At 57.5% G+C, this 21,640-nt stretch carries 23 protein-coding genes and 1 pseudogene; 10 read left to right on the top strand and 14 right to left on the bottom strand.

Going from position 1 to position 21,640, the window contains the following annotated elements; all coding sequences use genetic code 11:
- Positions 1-22 precede the first annotated feature (22 nt).
- The 7 genes from R6X40_RS23720 (at position 23) to R6X40_RS23690 (ending at position 4,529) form a co-directional block, all read left to right on the top strand.
- Positions 23-490 (top strand): MarR family winged helix-turn-helix transcriptional regulator, encoded by a 468-nt coding sequence (locus R6X40_RS23720; RefSeq protein ID WP_318416986.1) that lies wholly within the window; start codon positions 23-25, stop codon positions 488-490.
- A gap of 179 nt (positions 491-669) precedes the next feature.
- Positions 670-1,029 carry a hypothetical protein gene (locus R6X40_RS23715; protein ID WP_318416622.1) on the top strand — a complete coding sequence of 120 codons (360 nt, stop codon included), beginning with the start codon at positions 670-672 and terminating at the stop codon, positions 1,027-1,029.
- The gene (locus R6X40_RS23710) at positions 989-1,813 is read left to right on the top strand and encodes an SDR family NAD(P)-dependent oxidoreductase (RefSeq protein WP_318416984.1); all 825 of its coding nucleotides are present in this window, start codon (positions 989-991) and stop codon (positions 1,811-1,813) included. The genes R6X40_RS23715 and R6X40_RS23710 overlap by 41 nt, the downstream gene beginning before the upstream one ends.
- A 362-nt stretch (positions 1,814-2,175) precedes the next feature.
- A complete protein-coding gene (locus tag R6X40_RS23705; protein WP_318416620.1) occupies positions 2,176-2,349 on the top strand; it encodes a hypothetical protein in 174 nt (57 codons plus the stop codon).
- Positions 2,350-3,057: a zeta toxin family protein gene (locus R6X40_RS23700; RefSeq protein ID WP_318416618.1), complete on the top strand. Its 708-nt coding sequence runs from the start codon at positions 2,350-2,352 to the stop codon at positions 3,055-3,057.
- A 74-nt stretch (positions 3,058-3,131) separates the two neighbouring features.
- Positions 3,132-4,091, top strand: coding sequence for an ROK family protein (locus tag R6X40_RS23695; RefSeq protein ID WP_318416617.1), 960 nt, complete (start codon positions 3,132-3,134; stop codon positions 4,089-4,091).
- 6 nt (positions 4,092-4,097) lie between these two features.
- On the top strand, positions 4,098-4,529 hold the full coding sequence (locus tag R6X40_RS23690; protein ID WP_318416615.1) for a heme-binding protein: 432 nt from the start codon (positions 4,098-4,100) through the stop codon (positions 4,527-4,529).
- Positions 4,530-4,853: 324 nt separating this feature from the next.
- Here the strand turns inward: R6X40_RS23690 and R6X40_RS23685 are convergent, their stop codons facing one another.
- From R6X40_RS23685 to R6X40_RS23645, 9 genes are all read right to left on the bottom strand, one after another.
- Positions 4,854-5,558: an SDR family NAD(P)-dependent oxidoreductase gene (locus R6X40_RS23685; protein WP_412178449.1), complete on the bottom strand. Its 705-nt coding sequence runs from the start codon at positions 5,556-5,558 to the stop codon at positions 4,854-4,856.
- Between the two features lie 78 nt (positions 5,559-5,636).
- Entirely contained in the window at positions 5,637-5,789 is a 153-nt protein-coding gene (locus tag R6X40_RS23680; RefSeq protein ID WP_318416614.1) for a DUF2256 domain-containing protein, read from the bottom strand.
- Positions 5,790-5,833: 44 nt separating this feature from the next.
- The gene (locus R6X40_RS23675; RefSeq protein WP_318416611.1) at positions 5,834-7,357 is read right to left on the bottom strand and encodes a cryptochrome/photolyase family protein; all 1,524 of its coding nucleotides are present in this window, start codon (positions 7,355-7,357) and stop codon (positions 5,834-5,836) included.
- A gap of 531 nt (positions 7,358-7,888) precedes the next feature.
- Positions 7,889-8,803, bottom strand: coding sequence for a PhnA-like protein (locus R6X40_RS23670; RefSeq protein ID WP_412178454.1), 915 nt, complete (start codon positions 8,801-8,803; stop codon positions 7,889-7,891).
- A gap of 91 nt (positions 8,804-8,894) precedes the next feature.
- Entirely contained in the window at positions 8,895-9,110 is a 216-nt protein-coding gene (locus R6X40_RS23665) for a CsbD family protein (protein WP_318416607.1), read from the bottom strand.
- Between the two features lie 174 nt (positions 9,111-9,284).
- Positions 9,285-9,803, bottom strand: coding sequence for a DUF992 domain-containing protein (locus R6X40_RS23660; protein WP_318416605.1), 519 nt, complete (start codon positions 9,801-9,803; stop codon positions 9,285-9,287).
- 52 nt (positions 9,804-9,855) lie between these two features.
- Positions 9,856-10,131, bottom strand: coding sequence for a BON domain-containing protein (locus tag R6X40_RS23655; protein WP_318416602.1), 276 nt, complete (start codon positions 10,129-10,131; stop codon positions 9,856-9,858).
- A gap of 67 nt (positions 10,132-10,198) precedes the next feature.
- A complete protein-coding gene (locus R6X40_RS23650; protein WP_318416600.1) occupies positions 10,199-10,378 on the bottom strand; it encodes a CsbD family protein in 180 nt (59 codons plus the stop codon).
- Positions 10,379-10,540: 162 nt separating this feature from the next.
- Positions 10,541-12,046 carry a helix-turn-helix transcriptional regulator gene (locus tag R6X40_RS23645; protein WP_318416598.1) on the bottom strand — a complete coding sequence of 502 codons (1,506 nt, stop codon included), beginning with the start codon at positions 12,044-12,046 and terminating at the stop codon, positions 10,541-10,543.
- Between the two features lie 97 nt (positions 12,047-12,143).
- Here R6X40_RS23645 and R6X40_RS23640 point away from each other — a divergent pair, with 97 nt between their 5' ends.
- Entirely contained in the window at positions 12,144-12,290 is a 147-nt protein-coding gene (locus R6X40_RS23640) for a hypothetical protein (protein ID WP_318416595.1), read from the top strand.
- A 226-nt stretch (positions 12,291-12,516) separates the two neighbouring features.
- Here R6X40_RS23640 and R6X40_RS23635 read toward each other — a convergent pair whose 3' ends face one another.
- A complete protein-coding gene (locus R6X40_RS23635) occupies positions 12,517-13,767 on the bottom strand; it encodes an ATP-binding protein (protein ID WP_412178448.1) in 1,251 nt (416 codons plus the stop codon).
- Positions 13,768-14,145: 378 nt separating this feature from the next.
- On the opposite strand from R6X40_RS23635, the gene R6X40_RS23630 reads away from it, so the two are divergent.
- Positions 14,146-14,733: a TetR/AcrR family transcriptional regulator gene (locus R6X40_RS23630; protein WP_318416590.1), complete on the top strand. Its 588-nt coding sequence runs from the start codon at positions 14,146-14,148 to the stop codon at positions 14,731-14,733.
- 1 nt (position 14,734) lies between these two features.
- Positions 14,735-16,198: an FAD-dependent monooxygenase gene (locus R6X40_RS23625; protein WP_318416588.1), complete on the top strand. Its 1,464-nt coding sequence runs from the start codon at positions 14,735-14,737 to the stop codon at positions 16,196-16,198.
- A gap of 466 nt (positions 16,199-16,664) precedes the next feature.
- Here R6X40_RS23625 and R6X40_RS23620 read toward each other — a convergent pair whose 3' ends face one another.
- From R6X40_RS23620 to R6X40_RS23605, 4 genes and pseudogenes are all read right to left on the bottom strand, one after another.
- Positions 16,665-18,338: an FAD-dependent oxidoreductase gene (locus R6X40_RS23620; protein WP_318416587.1), complete on the bottom strand. Its 1,674-nt coding sequence runs from the start codon at positions 18,336-18,338 to the stop codon at positions 16,665-16,667.
- Positions 18,339-18,657: 319 nt separating this feature from the next.
- Positions 18,658-19,209: pseudogene (locus R6X40_RS23615) on the bottom strand (alpha/beta fold hydrolase); the annotation flags it as partial.
- A 355-nt stretch (positions 19,210-19,564) separates the two neighbouring features.
- Positions 19,565-20,449 (bottom strand): formyltetrahydrofolate deformylase, encoded by an 885-nt coding sequence (gene purU / locus R6X40_RS23610; RefSeq protein ID WP_318416586.1) that lies wholly within the window; start codon positions 20,447-20,449, stop codon positions 19,565-19,567.
- 38 nt (positions 20,450-20,487) lie between these two features.
- Positions 20,488-21,636: a betaine/proline/choline family ABC transporter ATP-binding protein gene (locus R6X40_RS23605; protein WP_318416584.1), complete on the bottom strand. Its 1,149-nt coding sequence runs from the start codon at positions 21,634-21,636 to the stop codon at positions 20,488-20,490.
- Between the last annotated feature and the right edge of the window lie 4 nt (positions 21,637-21,640).

Raw genomic sequence — 21,640 nt, 5'->3', positions numbered from 1 at the left:
CATTCAAGCGAGCGCCACCATCATGGCTGATAATAGCGACGTAGCAGAGCAGAAGGGGCGGGGCCGTTATCAGGTCACCGAGCAGGTAGGACATCTGCTGCGCAAGGCCTATCAACGGCATCTTTCCATCTTTCAAAGCAACGCGAGCGATCCTGACCTGACATCGGTGCAGTTCGTAACCCTGTGCGCTTTGCATGATCTCGGTCCAAGCTCACAGGTAGAACTGGTGAAGGCCACGTCGGTCGATCAGGCGACTATCCGCGGCATCGTCGAACGGCTAAAGGCCCGCGGCCTGATCGATCTCTCCAGAGATGAGGTCGACGGGCGTAAAGTGATCATCTCCCTGTTACCAAAGGGTGAATTGGTCCTTCAGCAAATGTATCCAAAAGGCCATATTATCAGCGAACAGACCATGCGGCGGCTTAACCCTGCAGAAAGGGTCGCGCTGTTGTATCTTCTGCGAAAGATTGCAGACGAAGACGATCCATAGGGTTGATTGCCGGGATATATTTGCGCGCGGCTATTGGATGATGATGGCTCTATGCCTCGACCATCAGCAACCGTAAAAATCTCGAACGGCAGCGTGTGCTGAGAAACGGCGGGTGTGCGCTTGATCTGAACAGTCTCCGCCAGGGCGCGAACGAGCGTATTGCCCAGCAAGCGCGCTGGATGAGAGAGAACAACCTTGATGATGCCCTCGACCAGCCCCGCGCGGGTCTCATGGGTGAGTTCGTGCCCGACAACGATTATCTGCTTAGCGATTGGACCGTCGTCCTCGCGCAGCGCGCGCATGACGCCGGTAATGCCTCCGCCGTAGAAGTCCATAGCGGCGGCGAGGCGAACCACCCAACCGGCAACGCCGTTCGCAGCGCCCTTGAAGCTATTGTGCGCTTTTGCCATCCCGACAAGTCGGAGTCTTTGTCAGGCGTTATCACGTTCCTCGCCGGTGAGGAGAATTTCACCATCGAGAGTGTCCTCATAAACAAGACTGAGCTGGCGATCATTATCTGGGTCGGCGTCTATAAATAGACCGCGACAGGAGGCCCCCATCACATCTTCCCTTTTTAATCCCGAGGCCTTTTCGGGCAAGGTTGCTTTTGTTTCGGGCGCCGCTTCTGGTATCGGCGCCGCGACTGCCCTCAGGCTTGCTGATCTCGGTGCTAGACTCGTTCTTGCTGACTGGGACAAAACGCGGCTTGACGCGTTTGTCGAAACGATAGGATCGGACGATGTGCTGGCGCTTCATGTCGACGTCACAACGACGGCAAGCGTGGAAGAGGCGATTGCGAGCGCGATCGGCCATTTCGGCGGCCTCGATCTCGCTGTCAATTCCGCGGGCATCGACATGCCACGCTGCGAGACCGCTTCTTATCCGTCTGAACAATGGGACAGAATAATCGCGGTCAATATGACTGGCGTGTTCAATGCGGTCCGGCACCAGATTCCGGCTATGTTAGCGCGCGGCGGCGGTTCTATCGTCAATGTATCCTCCGTCATGGGGTTTCGCGGGTTTGCAGGCCAGCCGGCCTATACGGCGGCCAAACATGGCGTGATCGGCCTCACCAAAACAGCCGCACTCGATCATGCAGCTCAAGGCATCCGCATCAATGCCGTCGCGCCGGGTTTCATCGATACGCCGTTGCTCAGTCATCTGAGCGAAGAGAACCGGCAAGCCGCGGCCGCGCTTCACCCGATGCAGCGAGTCGGCCAACCGGGTGAGATTACGAATGTCATACTCTTTCTGCTCTCGGACGCGGGATCATTCGTAACCGGAGCATGCTTTGATGCAGATGGCGGCTACTTGGCCAAATGAGATGCAAGCGGCGGCCAGTCTCTCAAAGGGGTGCAGCGGTTCAAGTCTCTGACGGGTGACGGTGCATCGTGTTGGTTATCGCCAGAATTTGAGCCACTTTTTCACCTCACGGTGATCCGCCTAGATACTCGAAAGACGTTTTCTGTCAGCACGGTAAATCAAATCAGGTGGGGCTGTGCGAAACGAAAAATGTGGAGCAAATCCTGCTGAAACTCAACAATAGAGGAACGGAAGATGCCCAAGGGCTTGAAAGCCGTCTCAAGCGACCTGTTGAAACCAGTGTTGCCGTCGGCGGAACTCCGCACAAGCGAAATTTGCCGTCAGGCGAGGGAAGCGCTATATTGCGAGCAAGGAGATCGACGATGCTTTTGAACAAGTACGACGAAAACAAAGAAGCCCTGAAACAGATCGGCCGGGAAGCAATTGCCGAGCGCCGCCGTCTGGGCTTGCCGATCTCCGCTCAGGATCTCGAAAACGAGGCGAAGGATCGCGCCGAACACGAGGAAATCCGTGTTCATGCTGCCATGGGGCGGTAATTGTCGCAGCCATCCTGCATCATTCTGGGCGGTCCCAATGGGTCCGGCAAGTCCTCCGCTTATGCCAAGCTGAAGCTCGACGGCGTTTGGATCAATGCCGACGAGATCGCGAAAAAGCTAACCGGAGCCAGCGATGGTCGGGCTGCTGCGATGGCAGCGGGCAGGGCGGCTATCCGGCAGCTCGCAGAGATGATCACCACAAAGACATCGTTCATCTACGAAACCACCCTGAGCAGCCAGCAGTCCATCAACTTGATGCGCGATGCCAAGGCGGCCGGGTTTTCAGTAGACCTCTATTACACTGCTCTGGACTCCGTTGAGAAGAACATCGAGCGCGTCAGGCAGCGTGTCGAGGCTGGCGGCCATGATATTCCAGAAGACGACATCCGCAGGCGATGCAAGGGATCCCTGGATAAACTTACCGCCGCCCTGAAACTGGCCGATGAAGCTCTGCTGATTGACAACAGCGGGATCGAGCCTCAAGAAGTCATCCGTATCAGCGCCGGGGTGGTCACGGCCACCGACATCGATGACAAGAAAGAACTGCACAAGCTGTATATTGCCAAGGTCTGCGAAGCCCTTGGACTGGTGAAGACGTACGGCAGCTTCAGGACGCAGGAACCCTCGACGCAGGAAGTCGATGATCTGACTGGGCGGATACTCAGGGGTGTGCCGGGACACAAACCCGAACCACCAGATGCGAAGTGAGAGCCGCATGCTCGAATTGATTAAGCTGTTCGATACCGTGTACCGGACTATATCGACCGATCTCGAGACATGGTTTGACGAAGGTTCGCGCAGCCCTGGTCGGCGAACAGGGAACCGTCTTTGCCCAAGCCGACGATCGGACCGATGCGGCGGCCGGCCCTGAGCGTGTCCTCGACCAGATACTCCATCTGGCCGAACAGGTCCTGGCGGCCCCGGCGCAGTTGTCTGTCATGGGCGTCGGCGTGTCGACGCCTGGACCGGTCGATACGATCGCGGGGGTCGCAAGTGATGTGCCGACTCTGGCCGGCTTTGCCGGCTTTCCGCTCAAGGCAGAATTGCAGAAGCGCTTTGCCTATCCCGTCAGCCTGGAAAACGACGGTATCGCCGCAGCAATCGGGGAGTGGCAGTTCGGCGCTGGCAGGGGGTACGACAACCTGATCTTTGTGACCGTCAGCACCGGGATTGGCGGCGGCATCATCACGGACGGTCGAGTGCTGCGCGGCCGCAAGGGCATGGCTGGTCACATCGGCCACATGTCTATCATGCCGAATGGCGAACTTTGCCCTTGCGGCAACAGGGGATGCTTTGAAGCGTACGGACCTGGAACCGCCTTTGCTCTGCGGGCCTGCACGAGGGCGTTGTCGTGTACTGAAACGGCGCTCGGAAGGAACGGCGTCGAGATTCACAGCCGTGACGTCTTCGCTGCAGCCAGGAAGGGCGATGCTTTCGCCAACAAACTGATCGAAGAGGAAGCCGAAGTCCTGGGACGCGGGTTCACGAGCCTCATCCACATATTCAGTCCTGATATTGTTGTCATGGGGGGCGGGCTCTCCCATGAGTTCGACCGGCTTTACCCGGGCATTCAGGACTATATTGCGCGTTGGGCCATGCCGGCCTTCAACAACGTGCAAGTCATTCGGGCGGCGCTTGGCCAGAACTCGGGCCTTGTGGGTGCGGCGGCTCTTGCATTCCTCGCAGAAATGCGGCCCGAGACCAGACCGGCTTTTTCGCAAACTTCTAAGTCGAGGACTTAAAAAATCGTGCTGACAATCAAGAGACTGAGCCTGGAAGATGCTCGCAATCTCATCGCTGGTGGGCGCGCAAAGGCAGAAGACATCGGTGTTCCGATGTGTATCGCCATCACGGATGAATCCGGCCAGCTGATCGCCTTCGAGCGGATGGACGGAGGCAAGGTCACGAGCACGATCATAGCGCAGGACAAGGCCTATACGGCAGCCGGGGCAAAGCGCACGACGCAAAGCTATAGCGAAGCAAGTCAGCCAGGCAAACCGGCCTACGGGATCCATTCTGCTATCGGTGGCCGATTGCTGGTGGTTGCAGGAGGCATACCAGTGTTGATTGATGGCGAAGTCGTGGGTGCGGTTGGCTTTAGCTCTGGATCGCCAGCTCAGGACGCCGAATGCGCCCAGGCCGGCATTGACGCGCTGCTCTCGCAGATACCTGGCCGGTGAAGTTTTATCGAATCAACGAGGTTGTAATGTGATAGGGATACGTAACCCGATGTTCTCGAAAACAGTCTCTCCTGTTCAGGGTATTATGCCGTCGCGCTCCGGTGGTGACACAGAGGGGACCTTCGAGTTACAAAGTAACGCAATACACCGAAAAGTGGTAGACCAAGCTGGAGGCGCTTGGCGATCTCGAATGACCTGACGGTGGTTCGAATCGGTTCAAGGCGAGCGGCATCTACCGATTGAATGCTTGAGCCTAGCCATGGATGCCGAAGCTCCGCTCATACAAATCGCTCTGAATCTTTCTGCGCGCACGATACCAGTCTGCTACCAAAGGATGGGTGAGCCATCGTACGCGATGAAGGTACCGCTCTCATCAGCGTTTACAGCATTCAGCGTATTCAACATCCTCGATGCTGCGTCTTGGGGGCTCATCCGGTCATGCCCACGCGAGAATGGTTCGGAAAGGCCGGTCTCGACGGTCCCAGGGTGAATGCCGACAAGAATCGCGCCGGGGTGCGTCCGCTGCAGCTCAATGGACGCGGTGCGGATGATTTGGTTGAGAGCCGCCTTCGACGAACGGTAGGAAATCCATCCCCCAAGACGATTGTCACCGATCGATCCAACCCTTGCAGAGAGAAATGCAGAGATCGTGCGGGTGCTGCGATCGAGAAGCGGCAGGAAGTGCTTCATCACGAGAGCAGGCCCGATTGCATTCAACCGGAACTGCGCCGCCATTACGTCCGGATCGAGCTGCCGGAGAGCTTTCTCCGGGCCGATGCCATCGATGGTCAATGCACCCGTCGCGCAGATCATCAAGTGGAATCTTTTGGCCGCAAGTCTTTCCCTAGACCGTACTACTGCGGCCTCATCGGTAATGTCCAAACCGTCATTTTTGCGTGAAAGCGCGACCAGCTCGCCGCAGCGCCGGTCGTTGGCGAGGATTTGGCGCAAGGCTGAACCAATCCCTCCGCTCGCGCCGATCAACAGAACGGAGTATCGGTCGGGTAGCGAAGACATGTCAGGCATCATAGGATCCAGTTCCCATGGACGACAGGAGGTCGTTGGCAGCTAGCAGTATACCCCAAACCATTGTCGGCGCAGGCGCGGTCATTTGGGTGCTGACTTGGTGCGACGGCATCGCTCCGAACAGAATTTGACCTCACGCCAGTTCTTTTCCCACTTCCGTCGCCACGTGAAGGGTAGGCCGCAGGCGGCGCAAGTCTTGGCTGGAAGATCGGCTTTCTTGATATGTTTCGGCATGAAAGCTCTTTACTCCCCGTTACGCCCTGCAAAGTCGTAGGTTCTTATTTCAAATCTGCCAGAAACCCTGCCGCCTGACGGCGTATCGCACGTTGAGTGCCCTCGTCCATCCTGTCCCAGGTAGCGTAGGGCTGGGCAAGGCGGCGGTTCGCTCTCAGCTTGTTTCTGTTGCGGGCAAGGAAATCCCAATAGAGAGCGTTGAAGGGACAAGCATTGTCGCCCACCCGTTTCTTTGGGTCGAAGCGGCAGGTGCCGCAGTAGTCGGACATCCGGTTGATGTAGTTGCCACTTGCCGCGTAAGGCTTGGTGCCGAGAAAGCCGCCGTCAGCGAATTGGCTCATGCCAACCACATTGGGTAACTCCACCCACTCATAGGCGTCGGCATAAACTTCGAGATACCAGACATGCACGGCCTTGGGATCGATGCCGACCAGCAGCGCAAAATTGCCGGTGATCATCAGCCGCTGAATGTGGTGGGCATAGGCATGCTCGATCGTTTCATTGATCACAACGGATAAGCAATTCATGTCCGTCTTGCCCGACCAGTAAAACGCGGGCAGGGGGCGCGTGTTCTCGAAGAAGTTGCTGTCAGCATAAACTGGACCTGCATGCCAGTAGATACCGCGCATATATTCACGCCAACCGATGATCTGGCGGATGAAGCCTTCGACAGCGTTGATCGGCGCACGCTCATCAAGATAAGCGCGTTCCGCGGCGCGACATACAGCGAGCGCATCGAGCAGCCCGGCATTGATGTAGAACGACAGGAGGGAATGGTTGAGGAACGGGTCGTCCCGGAGCATCGCATCCTGTGTCTCGCCAAAGCTCGCCAGGAAATCCGCGATGAACCTCTCCAAAACACTCTCCGCATCAGTTCGGGTAACTGCAAAACCGAAGCCGGCGAGCATGCCAAAATTCTCTGGAAACAGCTTCTCGACGATCTGAAGGACATCTGTGGTGATCTTGTCTGGCGCAAAGCGGAGATGTCGCGGTCGCAGCAAGTCCGGCTCGGCGGGCTTGCGGTTGTCGGTGTCGAAATTCCATCGGCCACCGACAGGCTCATCACCCTGCATCAACAGCCCGGTCCTTCGCCGCATGTCGCGATAGAAGAACTCCATCGTCAGTGATTTCCGACCGTCAGCCCAGCGCGCGAATTCTTCATGAGAACACAGGAAACGCCTGTCGGGACGAATGTCGACAGGAAGTCTCAGGGTTTCGGACCAGAGCTTCATTTCTTCCAGCACCCGCCACTCGCCGGGCTCGGTGACACACACCGATTTGAGCTTCAGGTCGTTGACGGCGCGCTTCACCTCACCGGTGAAGGAGCCGGCGTTATCTTTGTCGGTGATCTTCGTATAGCGGACCTGATATCCGGCTTCCTGCAGCTCCTCGGCAAAATGGCGCATGGCGGAGAAGATGAAGGCGAGCTTCTTCTTGTGGTGGCCGACATAGGTTGCCTCACTCATCACCTCGCACATGAGGACGACGTCATGCTCCCGGTCTGCGCCGTCCAGCGAGGAAATCTGCGGACAGAGCTGGTCGCCGAGTATCAGTATCAAATTTGTCAAAAGCGAACTCCTGGCTGCGACCCATCGCCGGGATGTATTGGGCGCCGTCGTGATGGTACGACACCTCGGCTGTGCCATCCTATAAGAGATCTAGGGCCTCGGACGCTGCCTTGTCGGTGGAAACAGCGTCCGTTGTTCACCCCGGCAACTCCGGGGATCAGCAGGTTGTCTATGAAGATCTTCAATCGCCGAACTCGATCTACCCGAAGGGAGATGCGATGGCCATTTCCGCGGCGTGACGACCAACGACGATCCGCACCAGCTCGTCCGGATTGCCAAGCCGTTTAGAGCCTGGGATGACCTGAGCGGCCTCTCTCAAGCTAGAGGTTGACGTTCGACGGACCTGGCTATTCTTCCACGCTACTGAAATATGGCATCAGTGCAACACCATTGGGCGGCTGACAGCGATCGGATCAACAGCTTGCATTGGGCGCATGTCTCGACCACCTCTTTCCAAGATATGCCAATAGACCAAAAGATAAGCCGCCAGCATTGTTACTGCCGACGGCTCAGCCCAATCAACTAAACGCATTAGTTGTGAATATGGTCCAAAGTTTCGGTCCGGAGCGCGGCATTTATCGTTCCAGCCGCTCCACCGAACCAAGCTGAGATAGCGCTGAATAAGAGGGCGAAAAATGCGAGTATCGCGCCGGTTGATACGACCTTGGAGGTGGCCTGCGCCGCATCAATAGCCTTCTGCTTGGCTGCCTCCATCGACTGTTTGTATTGCGCTTCATACTGGATGACCTGCGTCTTGGCCTGATCGACGGGGATACCCTGTGCTCGCGCCAGTGCCTCAGCGGCGCGGTTACGGGCATCTTCTGCCTGTGCCTGGTCGCCAGAGATCGCAGCCTGCACCGCTGCTACAGCAGCATCACGAAGTGCTTGCGGATCGTTGCCGCCCGTAACCGACCTGATCTGCTGCTCAATGCCTGAAAAGGGATTGTTCGCGTTAGTGACCACCGGTGCAGCTGCCGTTACAGCCGTCGTCGCTGTCTGGCCGACGCCGCCAATGAGGCTGCCGATCCCGCTGAATGCACCACCTACGATCGCACTCAGGGACGTCGTCAACAGGTAAAGAATGATGAGTGTTGTCGCAGCCCAGGATGCTAAGCCATGATAACTACCCGTCGATTTGCTCGGGCGACCAGAGAGACGGCTGGCGATGTAACCTCCAGAGAATGCTGCAATCATGCCGGCGGCAACGAACCAGATGGCGCTGACGATCGAGAAGGTGCTTGCCGCCGGATTGTCCGAGGTTGCGGGATCGATAACAGCAGAACCTATGCCAACGCCAAGGAGGCTCAGCATAAACTGGATACAGAGAGCCAGGGCGACGCCGGCAAAGACGGCCCCCCACGACACTTTGTTGAGGAATGCAGTGTCAGATAGATGGGCAGAATATGCAACATCTGCGCGGCGGGAAACACCAACGGATTCAGTCATGAGATTTTCCTGGATTTTGAGAAAGCGTCCCAAGCGGTGGGCGCAGCGAGCACGGGGCGTACCGCCCCGTGCTGCGACAATTTGCAGAAGGTCAGAGCTTCTTGTTGATGTAGTCCGAGGCGGCGTCCGCGCCCTTCTTGGTGGCATCCTTGGCGTCGCCAAGAGCCTGCTGACCTTCGCCCTTGATTTCCTGAAGCTTACCTTCGGCTTGCAGTTTCTCGCTACCGACAAGCTTGCCGACGCCCTGCTTGATGTTGCCGATTGCTTCGTTAGCGAGGCCGGAAGCCTTGTCACTCGTGCTGCTCATAACCGATTCCTTTCGTTGATGTGTTCGCGAGCGCTTAAATGCGCCATTTTAGTTTTTGTTCCACAGCGGCACTTTGCTGTTGTGAAATGCGTTTCGATATAGAGATCACCCGCGCTGCGTTGGTCTTGCGCTGGATGGTCGAAAGAGATCAACGCATCGTGACTGTTTGGTGATTCAGCTTGCTCTACGTAGCTGCAGGCGCGAAACGCCGGCCGCCACATTCAGACCCGTGCCCGCCTCCGCACTCAGCGGCTGGAGGCCGAAATTCTCAGAATTGCCGCCGATCAGTGCGTTGGCGCCAAGGCCGACACCCAGCGACGCGCCAGCGGATGCACCGACATAGGTGCCGGCAAGGCTGCCTTGGCCGACCTTTGTGGGTGCGGTGTTGACGACAATCCAGCTAAGATAGGATTTGCCCGTCACGCCAACGTCGATGCCGAGCTTGCCGATCGTGCCTGTGTAGCGCTCGACCTTGCCGGTGCGCTGCCTGAACTGGCAATCGACCGCCTTGCTCGATCCGATCAAAAGGCCGATGCCGCCGGCCACTTCGCATGTCAGCGTTCCCAGCCGTTCCTTCGGCTGCGAGGCAACCTGCTGCGCATGCTGCTTCTTGGTGTGATGCATGTTTGCTGCTGAAGCGACGGAGACCAGAGCAAGCGTGCTTGCCACTGCGAGAATGAGTGTTTTCTTCATCGATATGTCCTTTTCCAAATAAAGCGGGGGCGGCCGCTCTGGCCATGGCACTTCAGGGCTCCGGTGAGGCGGTGGGTGACGTGGCCTTAACCTGAATGTGGTTTAGCACCGGCTTTGACGTGAGGTCCGTCGCGATCCCTACTGCCTTGCGCACAGCTGCATCACACGGCGCACTGCCTGTCAGGATGATGACGCCGTCAGCAACCTCGACCTCAATCTGACTGTCTTCCAGCTCACGGCTATAGGCAAACAGGCATCTGAGCGCGGCACTGGTGGCACAATGGTTTGGGAACGGTGCCAACTGGGCGGAGAACGGGAGTAAGAGCATCGTGACTGCCTCCACTGGGAAACGCCCGGCTTGCCTGTTGTCGCAAGCCGGGCTGCTGACCAGATGCCTATTTCACGGCGTTCTTGACGGCGTCTTTTCCCTTGCCGACAGCGCTCTGTACTTCACCGGCAGCCTTGTCCACCTTGCCTTCGGCTTCCAGTTTAGAGTTCCCGGTCAGCTTGCCTGCGGCTTCCTTGATCGTGCCCTTCAATTCTTTTGCGGCACCTTCGATACGGTTCTTGTCCATAATTTAGCCTTTCCACGCAGAGCGTTTCGAACATCTGACGCCGGTCGTGCCGGTGTCATGACGTTGGAGATAGCGGCGCCTGGGAGAGATTTTCAGATTGGAAAGTACTATTGCACCTAGTAGGAAATGACCTTTTTTGAGGAATAAGTGCTATTTTCCCGATTATTTTTTGCCGGGCCGGATTGGCGGCTTCGCTTCCGGACCGCCCGTAAAACCGCGTTCACGCGCCCAGATCACCGCTGCAGCCCTTCGGTTGACGCCGATCTTTCCATAAAGCGAGGCGATGTGGTTGCGAATCGTATTCTTCGACAGATGAAGGGTTTCTCCCATCTGCTCATCGCTCTGGCCGGTACAGATCAGCCCGAGGATTTCGCGTTCCCGGTCGCTGAGTTCCATCAGTTGTGCGGTTGGTGCGGCAGTGGATCCGTGTTTGAGTGTCGCCAGACGATCAACAATCGAGCGGCTGAACCAGGACGTATCGGCCATGACGCTTTCGATGGCCTCGACCAGTTGCGCTTCGCTGCGCCTGCGTTCGGTGACATCCTGAAGAGCCCAGATCACGCATTGCTCGTCATTGATCTCAACCCTCTCGGCAGAAACGAGGCAGTCGGCCATACCGCCGTCCTTCTGCTTCATGCGCAGCGGCTCATTGCGCACAAATGTGTTATCGCGCAATTTCTGCTCCAGCGCGCGCCGCGCTGTTATGTCTTCCCAAAGGTGAAGTTCGCCCGCCGTCCGGCTGACGACCTCTGTCAGGCTGTAGCCTGAAATCTGCAGGAACGCGTCGTTGGCCTCCGTGAACACAAAGTCGTCAAGCCGGGATATGGCGGCTGGAGCTGGCGAAAGCCGGAACGACTTGGAGAACCGTTCTTCGCTCTGCCGTAGCGCGTTCTGGGCCTTTCGGCGGGCATCGAGGTCCGCAAAGGTGAAAAGCATGCAGGGTTCTTCGATCACGGAAATCGGCTCGCCGGCGACGATTACCAGCCTGTCTCCACCCTCGGGGAGCGAAACTAGCGCTTCGCGGTGGCGGATCACCCGCCCTTCCCCCAGCTTCAGCAGTGCGTCCTCGCCCGTCTCGCAGTTGGAAAACAGGCCGACGGCTTCCACGGTCTTTCCGACGACATCTTCCTTGGCGAAACCCGTCATCTCCAGAAAGCCTTGGTTCACGCGGATGAAGCGATGATCTTCGAGGCGGCAGATAAGCCCTGGCGCGGGATTGGCATTGAACGAACGTTCGAACCGCTCCTCGGCTTCGAAGCGGGGCGTTTCATCGCGCAGGATCAGCGCCAGCACATCCGGCTTGTCGCCGGCATCGGCAATGACCATGCTGCGGATAGTGTGGACCCAGACCAGATCAAGATCGCCTGAAGGAGAAATCTCGACCGTGACATCGTCGATCGTCTCGCCGGACAAGAGGCGCTCGATCGGGTATTGGCCTTCCTCCAGCGGATGGTTGTTGCGATACCGCAGCGTGAAATTCCGGCGATAGCCAGTTGCGTCGCCGCCAAGGTCATCGATCCCGTCCACGCGGTGCATTTCGATCGCGGCAATATTCGCCCAAACGATGCGTCCCTCCGGTTCGACAAGTATGATGCCGTCGCTCAAGCCCCCTATGAGTTCTTGAAGGCTGCCACGGTTGATCCTGGGGGGCTGGGAAATGTCGCTCATGTCACTTCTCTAAGCGGGACGGTTGGCAGATAAGTCGCATCCTTTCGGCCGCAGCAAAAGAGGAAATTCCATTAAGGCTCCCGTCAAGGTGAGGGTGGTGATGGAGACACCGTACTCGACAACGATCTGCGCCATGGTCGCGGCAGGCACCGGCGTCGGACTTGTCGATCCACTGACAGCCGAACCCTATATCGGTCGCGGTCTAACACTGATTCCGTTTGAGACTGGGGTGACATGGCTGTAACCTGGATGCGGCTGAGCACCGGCTTTGACGTGAGGTCCGTCACGATCCCCTACTGCCTTGCGCTCAGCTGAGGTCCCTGACGCGCCCGTGGCACGGCGGCAAGCGACATCATGAGCGGTTTGGCAGGCGGTGATACGCTATATGGGGGGATGGAGCCGACGCCTAAAGCATTGAACGCATTGAGAGGCGGTACGCATCTTCGTTGCGGCTCCAATCTACCCTTTGATCAGTACCAGAGGCAGGAAAGCGGAACAGCCGAGAGACGATCACTGAAAGGGATGACGACCTCACCGTCGTAGAGCACGATACCGCACGAAAACCTGTCCTTGCAGGTTTCCGCCAGGGTCCGGAGACCCCCGAAGTCGTTTGATCGAACCGTGGCACTTGCTTTGATCTCTATACCCGCGATTGTCCCATCGTCGCGTTCGAGCACAATATCGACTTCCTTCATCTGCTGGTCGCGGAAATGATAGGCATTAAGTCGGAGGTCTGAGCCGGTCATAAGTTTGACCACCTCTCCATAGACGAAGCTCTCCAGCAAGGCGGCGAATTCACCTTTGTTTTGCAGGACCCGATCAAAGGTCAGCCCGCGGCTCGTTGCCAGGACACCGGAATCGACGAAATGAACTTTGGGAGTTTTAACGATGCGCTTGAGGGCGTTCGTGAACCACGGCTGCAGATTATCGACCAAAAATACTTGCTCGAGCAGGCCGACATAGCGTTGACCGGTCTTGTGGCTGACGCCGATGCCTCCCCCAAGCTGAGAATAGTTGACCAACTGACCTGAATGCTCGGCCAGTAGACGCGCAAACTTTGGAAGCTCACTTAGCCTCGCCACGTCAGCAATGTCGCGGAGATCCCGCGTCAAAACGGATGAGAGATAGGCTCTAGCCCAGTCCTGTCGTCTGCGCTCTGTCGAACGACTGATAGCTTCGGGAAATCCACCGGCAAGAACAAGGCTGATCAGTTCTTTGCCGACGACCGGTTCATGATCTACTTTCAGGCTCGACTCGAAAAGTCTCGTTAGGAAAGTCGGGTGCCGTCCAAGGATTTCCGCTTGGGCGAGTGGTAACATCTTGATCGTTTCAATCCGGCCCGCCAGGCTATCTGCAACCTGGGGGAGGGTTAGTACGTTCGCTGAACCGGTGAGCAAAAACCGGCCGGGCCGGTAATCCTCGTCAATTGACTTTTTTATAGCGAGCAGTAGCTCTGGCGCTCTTTGTATCTCATCGATGATCGCTCTATCCAAGCCGCGAATAAATCCGACCGGATCGGCTTGGGCGGCACCAAGCGCAGTCTGGTCATCGAGCGTGATGTAGGTGGCACCTGTGTCACTAATGTTGCGGGCCAGAGTCGTCTTTCCCGACCGGCGGGGGCCAATGATCAGCACGACTGGAGTGTCGGAGAGAGCTTGCTTTACACGGGGTTCGATGAGGCGCTGATACACGCTAATTCTCCTGTCGTTTGGAGGTATCATGTATGATAATTGGAAGTCAACAGGAAGACAATTGGGAGTCATCCCGCCGATAGCTGGAGCCTTCGAGTGGTCGTGTTGAACGGGGTGGGATGGCAATTTGGATCCGCGTGAAGATAATCCGGGACGGTCAGGTCAACAATCCTAAGTAGCATTTTTTGAATTCAATTACAGTGGTCCGTGCGCGTGCTTATGCGGCGCGACCTGAAAGATTTCAGGCGCCTGGAGAAATCAAATCAAGGGAGGTGTCAAAGGTTCGTATTCCGTCAAGGCGATTGATTTGGTCAACATGTCAGATGACATTTTCAGCGCCGGTTGAGGCATTATCCGTGAACAGCTGAAAAGAAGTCTCGTTGACAGGGCAGAGGTGCGATTGTATGTATGTTTACACACATGGGGCATTTTATGGAAGATCGCAGGCAATCGATTCTGGACGCGGGCTTGGCCATTCTCAGGGAGGACGGCCTCGCGGGGTTCACTCAGCCAAAAGTGGCGGCGCGTGCCGGACTGCGGCAAGGCAACCTCACATATTACTTTCCGACGCGCACGGACATGCTGGCTGCGGTCGCGCGAAATGCGATCGATATCCAACTTGCCGTGGCTAAGAAGATGGTCGACGGCGTTTCGTCTGTTACCCAAGCCATTGCTGTGATCGCTGCAAACATCGTTCGCCACGAGAACACCAGAGTACTCGTGGCACTGAACCAGGCCGCCGATAAAGAACCTGCATTGAGTTTGCTTTTCAATGAACTGACCGAGGGCTTCATCGCCGAGCTTGGCAACCTGATGTCCAAGCTTGGGCTGCCGGCGGATCGGTCACACATCGATTTGATCCACGCACTTTTCGTTGGCCTCTCGGTCATCGATCTCGCAACGACAAGGCCGCAGGGCGAGGCCCGGGCCACGGACGCCCTCGCTAACGCATTCGAGATGCTTTCCACAACGCAACGCAGATTCGAGGAGAAATGACATGTCTACGACGGTCCTGATCGTTGGAGCTGGCCCTGTTGGCCTGACGATGGCAATCGAATTGACCCGCTACAAAATCCCTGTCCGCATCATCGACGCCGCTCCTAAGCGCACGGAGAAGTCCAAGGCCCTTGCCGTCTGGAGCAGGACGCTTGAATTGCTGGACCGCAGTGGCTGCGCCGAAAAACTTGTTCCTGCCGGGCTGAAGACGCGCGCTGCCCGTATCATGGACGGCAAGGATACGCTCGCCCGTCTCCCGTTCGATGCGATCCCATCCCAGTTCCAATACGTCCTGATGATCCCGCAATCGGAAACTGAGCGTGTTCTCGAGGAACATCTCGCTTCGCTAGGGGTGACCGTCGACCGAAATGTGGCTTTCGTCGGTTTGAACGACAGCGGTTCTGAAGTCACTGCAAACCTGAGACATGCAGACGGACGCATAGAGGAAGAACGCGCCAGTTGGCTCCTCGGATGTGACGGGGCTCATTCCGCGGTGCGGCATCAACTCGGCCTGCAGTTCGACGGTGAGACGATATCGAGCAATTTCGTGCTGGCGGACATTCATGTATCGGGCCTCGAAGTCCCCAACAACGAATTTCCGATCTTCTGGCATCGGCATGGCATCGTCGCCTTCTTTCCGATCTCTAGAGGCCGCTACCGCGTCATCGCCGATATCGGCCAAACGCCGAGGCATGATCCGACGATCGAGGAAGTGCAAGCAATCGTCGATGAGCGCGCGGCGCCTGGAATCAAGCTCTCCGACGCGAACTGGCTTGCGGGCTTCGGGGTGAACGAACGCATGGTCAAGGATTTCCGCAAAGGACGCGTCTTTCTGGCGGGAGACGCCGCACACATCCATAGTCCGGCGGGCGGGCAGGGTATGAACACTGGAATTCAGGATGCGGTGAACCTTGCGTGGAAACTTGCCTTCGTCGAGAAAGACGGCGGAAACAGCGAGCGTCTTTTGGACAGCTACAGTGCTGAACGCAGTGCCAATGCCGCACAGGTTTTGAAGGACTCTGGCTACATGCTCAGGATTGGTCTGGTGGCCAATCCCATTGCCCAGTCGGCACGGAATTTCGTACTTCACCATCTTTTCGGCCTGACTGCCGTCCAGCACACGGCCGCTGAGCGTCTGTCCGAACTGTTGGTGGGATATCCGGACAGCCCCTTGAACGGTGAGATGAACAAGGAGTTGAAGCTGCCACGTCCCGGTCAACGTATCGAGCACGACTTCCCGTACGGCGCGGGCAACTCCCCCCGGTTTGCGATCCATGCTCACGAGGACGGTGAAGCAAAAGCGCTCGTGCAGCGGCACGCAGAGATAGTGGAGACTGAAGTGCGCGCCCCGTTGGCAGGCGGCGGTATATGTGTCGTACGCCCGGATGGCTATGTAGCGACGACGGCTCGGGCAGGAGACTGGAAGACAATCGGCGATTATCTGGCTGGCGTCCAGCATGGGTGAGGGTCTATTCGAATTTAAGGTTGATTGCCAAACCCCTCCGTAGGATTTGGCGAAGATGCGTCGAAAGTTCAGGCCCCTTCAAGGCGTAAGGGTTGACTCCGTTTGGAACGGATACGGGCCGAACTATTGCCGGCCGAAACCGGCTGCAATTGAGGGCGTTATGGTTTTCGGGCTGAACGACGTATCCATACTGGCGCGCCTTGTAGGATGGCGTTTCTTAATCGCCCAATGCGATGACACGGTTCATTTCGGGGAAGTACCCGGCTACAGACCCGGCTGGGACGTTACAGGCGATTTTGCAAGGTTATTGGGCAGAATATAAAGGCATAGGTCGCGTGATGGCTGCTTGCGGCAGGCAGCTTGGTGCATCGGCACTCTCATTACCGGCCGGATGCCCTCACAGAACTCAATCGATCCGCCAGCATTCATCTGCGGATCTTTTGAGTTTGGGAAAACGGTGAATGGGTTACCTCGGTACGCGGGAGAAGCTCAGCGCCGCGTGGATTTGCGAGACGACGGCGGCACCCTCGCCGACGGCAGCAGCGACCCGCTTGGTTGATCCAGCCCTTACGTCGCCGATGGCAAACACGTTGGGCAGGCTGGTTTCCAGCGGTAATGGATTGCGGATGAAACTGCAGCGTTTGTCGAAGGATTGACCAGTAACAATGAAGCCTTTGTCGTCGGTGTGGACGCGGTCGCTGACCCAGCCCGCATTGGGATCGGCTCCTATGAACAGGAACAGATGGTGAAGTGGCAGTTGCCGTTCGCTCCCATCCAGCAGATTGCGAACGACGGCAGAGGTCAGGCCGGTTGCGGCGTCGCCTGCGATAGCGTTCACTTCGCAGTTCATATGAAGTTCCACATTTGGCAGAGCTTTGATCCGGTCGATCAGGTATTGCGACATCGTCGCCTCCAGAGCGCGTCGGACCACGAGATGCAGTTTCCGGACCTGTGGTGCGAGAAAGGCTATTGCTTGGCCAGCCGAATTGCCACCGCCAACCAGCGCGACCTCTTCTCCGGCACAGAGCTTGGCCTCGATCGGCGAAGCCCAGTAAGAAACGCCGTTGCCCTCGAAGGTTTCGATTTGGGCCACATTGGGCCGCCTGTAGCGGGCGCCAGATGCGATCACCACGCTACGGGCCCGCACCGCCTTGCCGCCGGAAAGTTCGAGCCTTAGCGCACCGCGCTCGTCTTCGTGTGGGACCAGACTGCTGACTTCTACCGGCAACACCATCTCCGCGCCGAATTTCAGCGCCTGATTATAGGCGCGACCGGCCAGCGCTTGGCCGGAAATGCCTGTGGGGAAACCCAGATAGTTCTCGATGCGTGAGGAGGCGCCGGCCTGTCCGCCCACGGAACGCTCGTCGATAACGACGACGTCGAGGCCCTCGGATGCTGCATAGACGGCAGTGGCTAATCCCGCAGGTCCCGCGCCGACGACAGCGACATCGTAAACTTTACCGGCTTTAAGCTCTGGGGTCATGCCCAGGCATGTTGCGGCTTCCGCGTCGGTCGGCTTCTTCAGTACCGTGCCGTTTGGGCAAACCATAAGGGGAAGTTCGGAAGCGAGGATGCCCAAACGCTCGATCAGCGCACGGCCCTCACCCTCAGCGGCGGCATCAAGCACGATGTAGGGAAAAGCACTGCGGGCAAGAAATCCCTGGAGACGCGCCAGCGCCGCGTTGCCCGCGGTTCCGATTAACACGGAACCTGCCCCCGCATCGATCAGGCCGACACGGCGCAAAATGAAAGCGCGCATAATGATCTCGCCGACATCCGCCGAGCCGATGACCAGCGCGCGCAGATGAGCGGCATCGAACGCGATAGCCATACAGCCCGCACCGGCGGCGCGGGCGCCGGCAAGCGTTGGTCGGCCGGAAAGCTGGTTGACCTCGCCTGATAACTGGCCGACACCATGCGTGGTAATCGGTGCCTCATGCGAAAGGCCCTCGTGGCGAAACACATCCATAGAGCCTTCGAGCACCAGCCAGGCGGGTGCTGCGTAATCGCCAACCCGATAGACGAAGTCACCTGGTTCGAAACGTTTGGGTTCGCCGCTGGCAAAGCGTTTGGCGGTCTCGACCTGATGATGGTTGAGCACTGGAAACATCTGGTGCTGTCGTGCGCTGAGATCCGCCATCGATTCCCCTCACGTCCCCATTCACATGTGTGGTGACCGCTTCTGCCTCGCGTGATGTCTGTAACATCGCGGTATCGGTCCGCGCTGCAGTGGCTGGTCAGAATGTCGATACCATCTTCTTTGGTCAGTGTACGCAGCACGATGCTTTATGTCGTTGGCGCTCTTTGAAATGTCCAGTCCGATTTCCCTCTTGCTCACGATTGTCATCTACTTTGCCAAAAGTAGTCATCGGTCACTGGAGGCTTTACCGTTGATCGAACGGAATGTGGGCCGCTGGAGATTTGCCGAGCGTCGGGACTATCGGAGCGGATCAGTCCTATCAATAATCAATGACATCAACAACCGCCTGAGCGAAGGCATCGGGTGCCTCCTGAGGTAAATTGTGGCCGATACCACCTGTGGTGACCCTGTGCGCATACCTATTGGAAAATTTCTTAGCATAGACGCGGGCTTCCGGATGGGGGGCTCCATTTGCATCGCCTTCAAGGGTTATCGTCGGGACGTTGATTAGAGGCGCTAGCGCGAGCCGCATTTCCAGATCGTCATATTTCGTTTCACCTTCCGCGAGGCCCAGCCGCCAGCGATAGTTGTGTATGACGATATCGACGTGGTCTGGATTTTCCAGGGACGCTGTGGTCCGGTTGAATGTTGTGTCGTCGAAGTGCCAGCCCGGAGACGCGATTTGCCAGATGAGTTTTGCGAAGTCTTTGCGGTTCGCAGCATAGCCATTTCGACCCCGCTCCGTCGCGAAATAGTATTGGTACCACCACTGTAGCTCGGCCTTTGGCGGCAATGGCATTTTGCTCGCTTGCTGGCTGCCGATCAGGTATCCGCTCACAGAAACAAGTGCCTTGACGCGTTCTGGCCAAACATTTCACCTCCTGTACGGTAAGCGCAATCCCTCTCGGTTCGTCATGGAAGTTCAAGAACGGCTTGCAAATTCGTGGACTGACAACCAAGCCAAGCTTGAGTGTAGAATGCAAAACCCGCACGGAGTAATGCGGTGACGCCCAAGTACGACAGCGGCACGATACGTCCGCTTTCGCGAGCAACCCTCCTCAAATCAGTCGTTCCGCAAGGCTAATTTCGTGTCTTGCCCAGATAATCTGTGACACAGCGAATAAAAAACGGCGTCTTCGGCTCAGATCTCTTCAAGGCGCCTGGGTTCTGTCGTGTAATGCGATGATAACGCGGCTGATTAATATATTAGTCAGCGCATTCCATCGTCAGCCCATGCGCTTGGAGGCATAGCTTCCCGGACTTGCCGGAAACACCAGGGTGCGATTGCCGTTGATGAAGGTGCGGTGGTGGATATGGGCATGTACGGCCCGCGCCAGCACCTGGCTTTCGACATCGCGGCCGATCGAGACATAATCCTCGGCCGACTGCGCGTGAGTGATGCGGGCAATGTCCTGCTCGATGATCGGGCCTTCGTCGAGATCGGCGGTGACATAATGCGCCGTTGCACCGATCAGCTTCACCCCACGCTCATAGGCCTGCTTGTACGGGTTGGCACCCTTGAACGATGGCAGGAACGAGTGGTGGATGTTGATGATCTTGCCCGACATTTTCTGGCACATCTGGTCCGACAGGATCTGCATGTAGCGGGCCAGCACGATCAGCTCGGTGCCGGTCTGCTCGACCACGTCCATGATCCGGGCTTCGGCTTGAGGCTTGTTGGCCTTGGTCACCGGGATATGGTGGAACGGGATGTCGTGATTGACGACCACCTTCTGGTATTCGAAATGGTTGGAAACGACGCCGACGATCTCGATCGGCAGCGCGCCGATCTTCCAGCGGTAGAGCAGGTCGTTGAGGCAATGGCCAAAGCGCGACACCATCAAGAGCACCTTCATGCGGTGCTCTGAATCGAGGATATCGGCGACCATGCCGAAGCGGGTCTTGACCGGCTCGAAACCGGCCGTCAGCTTGTCGAGCGAGGCCCCTTCCTGGCTGATGAACGTCAGCCGCATGAAGAACAGACCGGTCTCCATGTCGTCGAACTGCGAGCTGTCGGTGATATAACACCCCTCGTCCGCCAGATAACCGGTGATCGCCGCAACAATGCCGCGGGTGGATTTGCAGGAAACAGTCAGCACATAGCTCTTCATCGGTATCGGTCTCATTGGTGGCGGGAATTGGCGAAGGCTCAGGCTGCGCGCGCCGAACGAGCAAGCGTCCGGAATACCATTTCGCGAGATAGGATGCCGACCGCCAGGCCGCCACGCGTGACGATGATGGCGTCATTCGCCTGCAGATGCGGAAAACTCTGGCCAATCAACGTATCCGCTTCGACTGAGACTGTCCGGATGGGTTTCCCGAGCGAGGCGGCAGTGACAACGCGCTGGCCGCCGTCGCCATCAACGACGATCAACCCAGGCGCATCCAGCAACAAGGCGGCGCATCGTTCCTCCGTCGCTTCGATTGACCGCAAAACAGGAACCGTCGTGAACGCACCATGTGTATGGACTGCGCGAGAAATATCGACCTTGCGCACGAAACGCTCGACATAATCGTCCGCAGGCCTGAACAGTACGTCTGCGCCGGTGCCGACCTGCCGCAGCTCTCCGTCCTTCAGAATGGCAATGCGGTCGCCAAGATGAAGCGCTTCGTCAAGATCGTGGGTGATGAAAACGATGGTTTTCTTCAGCCGTGCCTGGATATCCTTCAACTGCTCCTGCATGTCGCTCTTGATCAGAGGATCGAGCGCGCTGAAGGCTTCGTCCATCAGGAGAATATCAGCCTCGGTCGCCAGCGCTCGCGCAAGCCCTACACGCTGCTGCATGCCGCCGGAAAGCTGTTTCGGGAATCTGTTCTCGAACCCTTTCAGTCCGACCTGCTCAATCTGTTCCATGCCGCGCCGCAGTGCTTCACGCCGGTCCACGCCTTGCAAGGTCAGTCCGCAGATGACGTTTTCCAAAACGGTCTGGTGAGGCAGCAGCCCGAAACGCTGAAAGACCATCGAAATCCCCTTGCGGCGAAAGGCGAGCAGCTGGGCGGCGGTCATCTCCAGGATGTTCTCGCCATCAACGCGAATGCTGCCAGCGGTCGGTTCGATCAGACGGTTGAAGTGGCGGATCAGAGTGGATTTCCCCGAGCCGGACAAACCCATGATGACGAAGGTCTCGCCGGTTTCGATCTTGAAATCGATGTTGCTGAGCCCGACCACACAACCGGTCTTTTCCAGGACTTCTGACTTTCCCGCACCAGCCTGGACAAGCGACATGGCCTTGCCAGCGTTGCCTCCGTAGATCTTGAAGACGTTGTCGACCTGAATTTTAGTGTCCGCTGAGATCACTGCT

The sequence above is a fragment of the Rhizobium sp. PL01 genome, from assembly GCF_033447125.1.
Taxonomy (GTDB): domain Bacteria; phylum Pseudomonadota; class Alphaproteobacteria; order Rhizobiales; family Rhizobiaceae; genus Pararhizobium.
The sequence above is the reverse complement of the archived record's forward strand: the minus strand, read 5'-3'. Positions and strand labels throughout refer to the sequence as shown.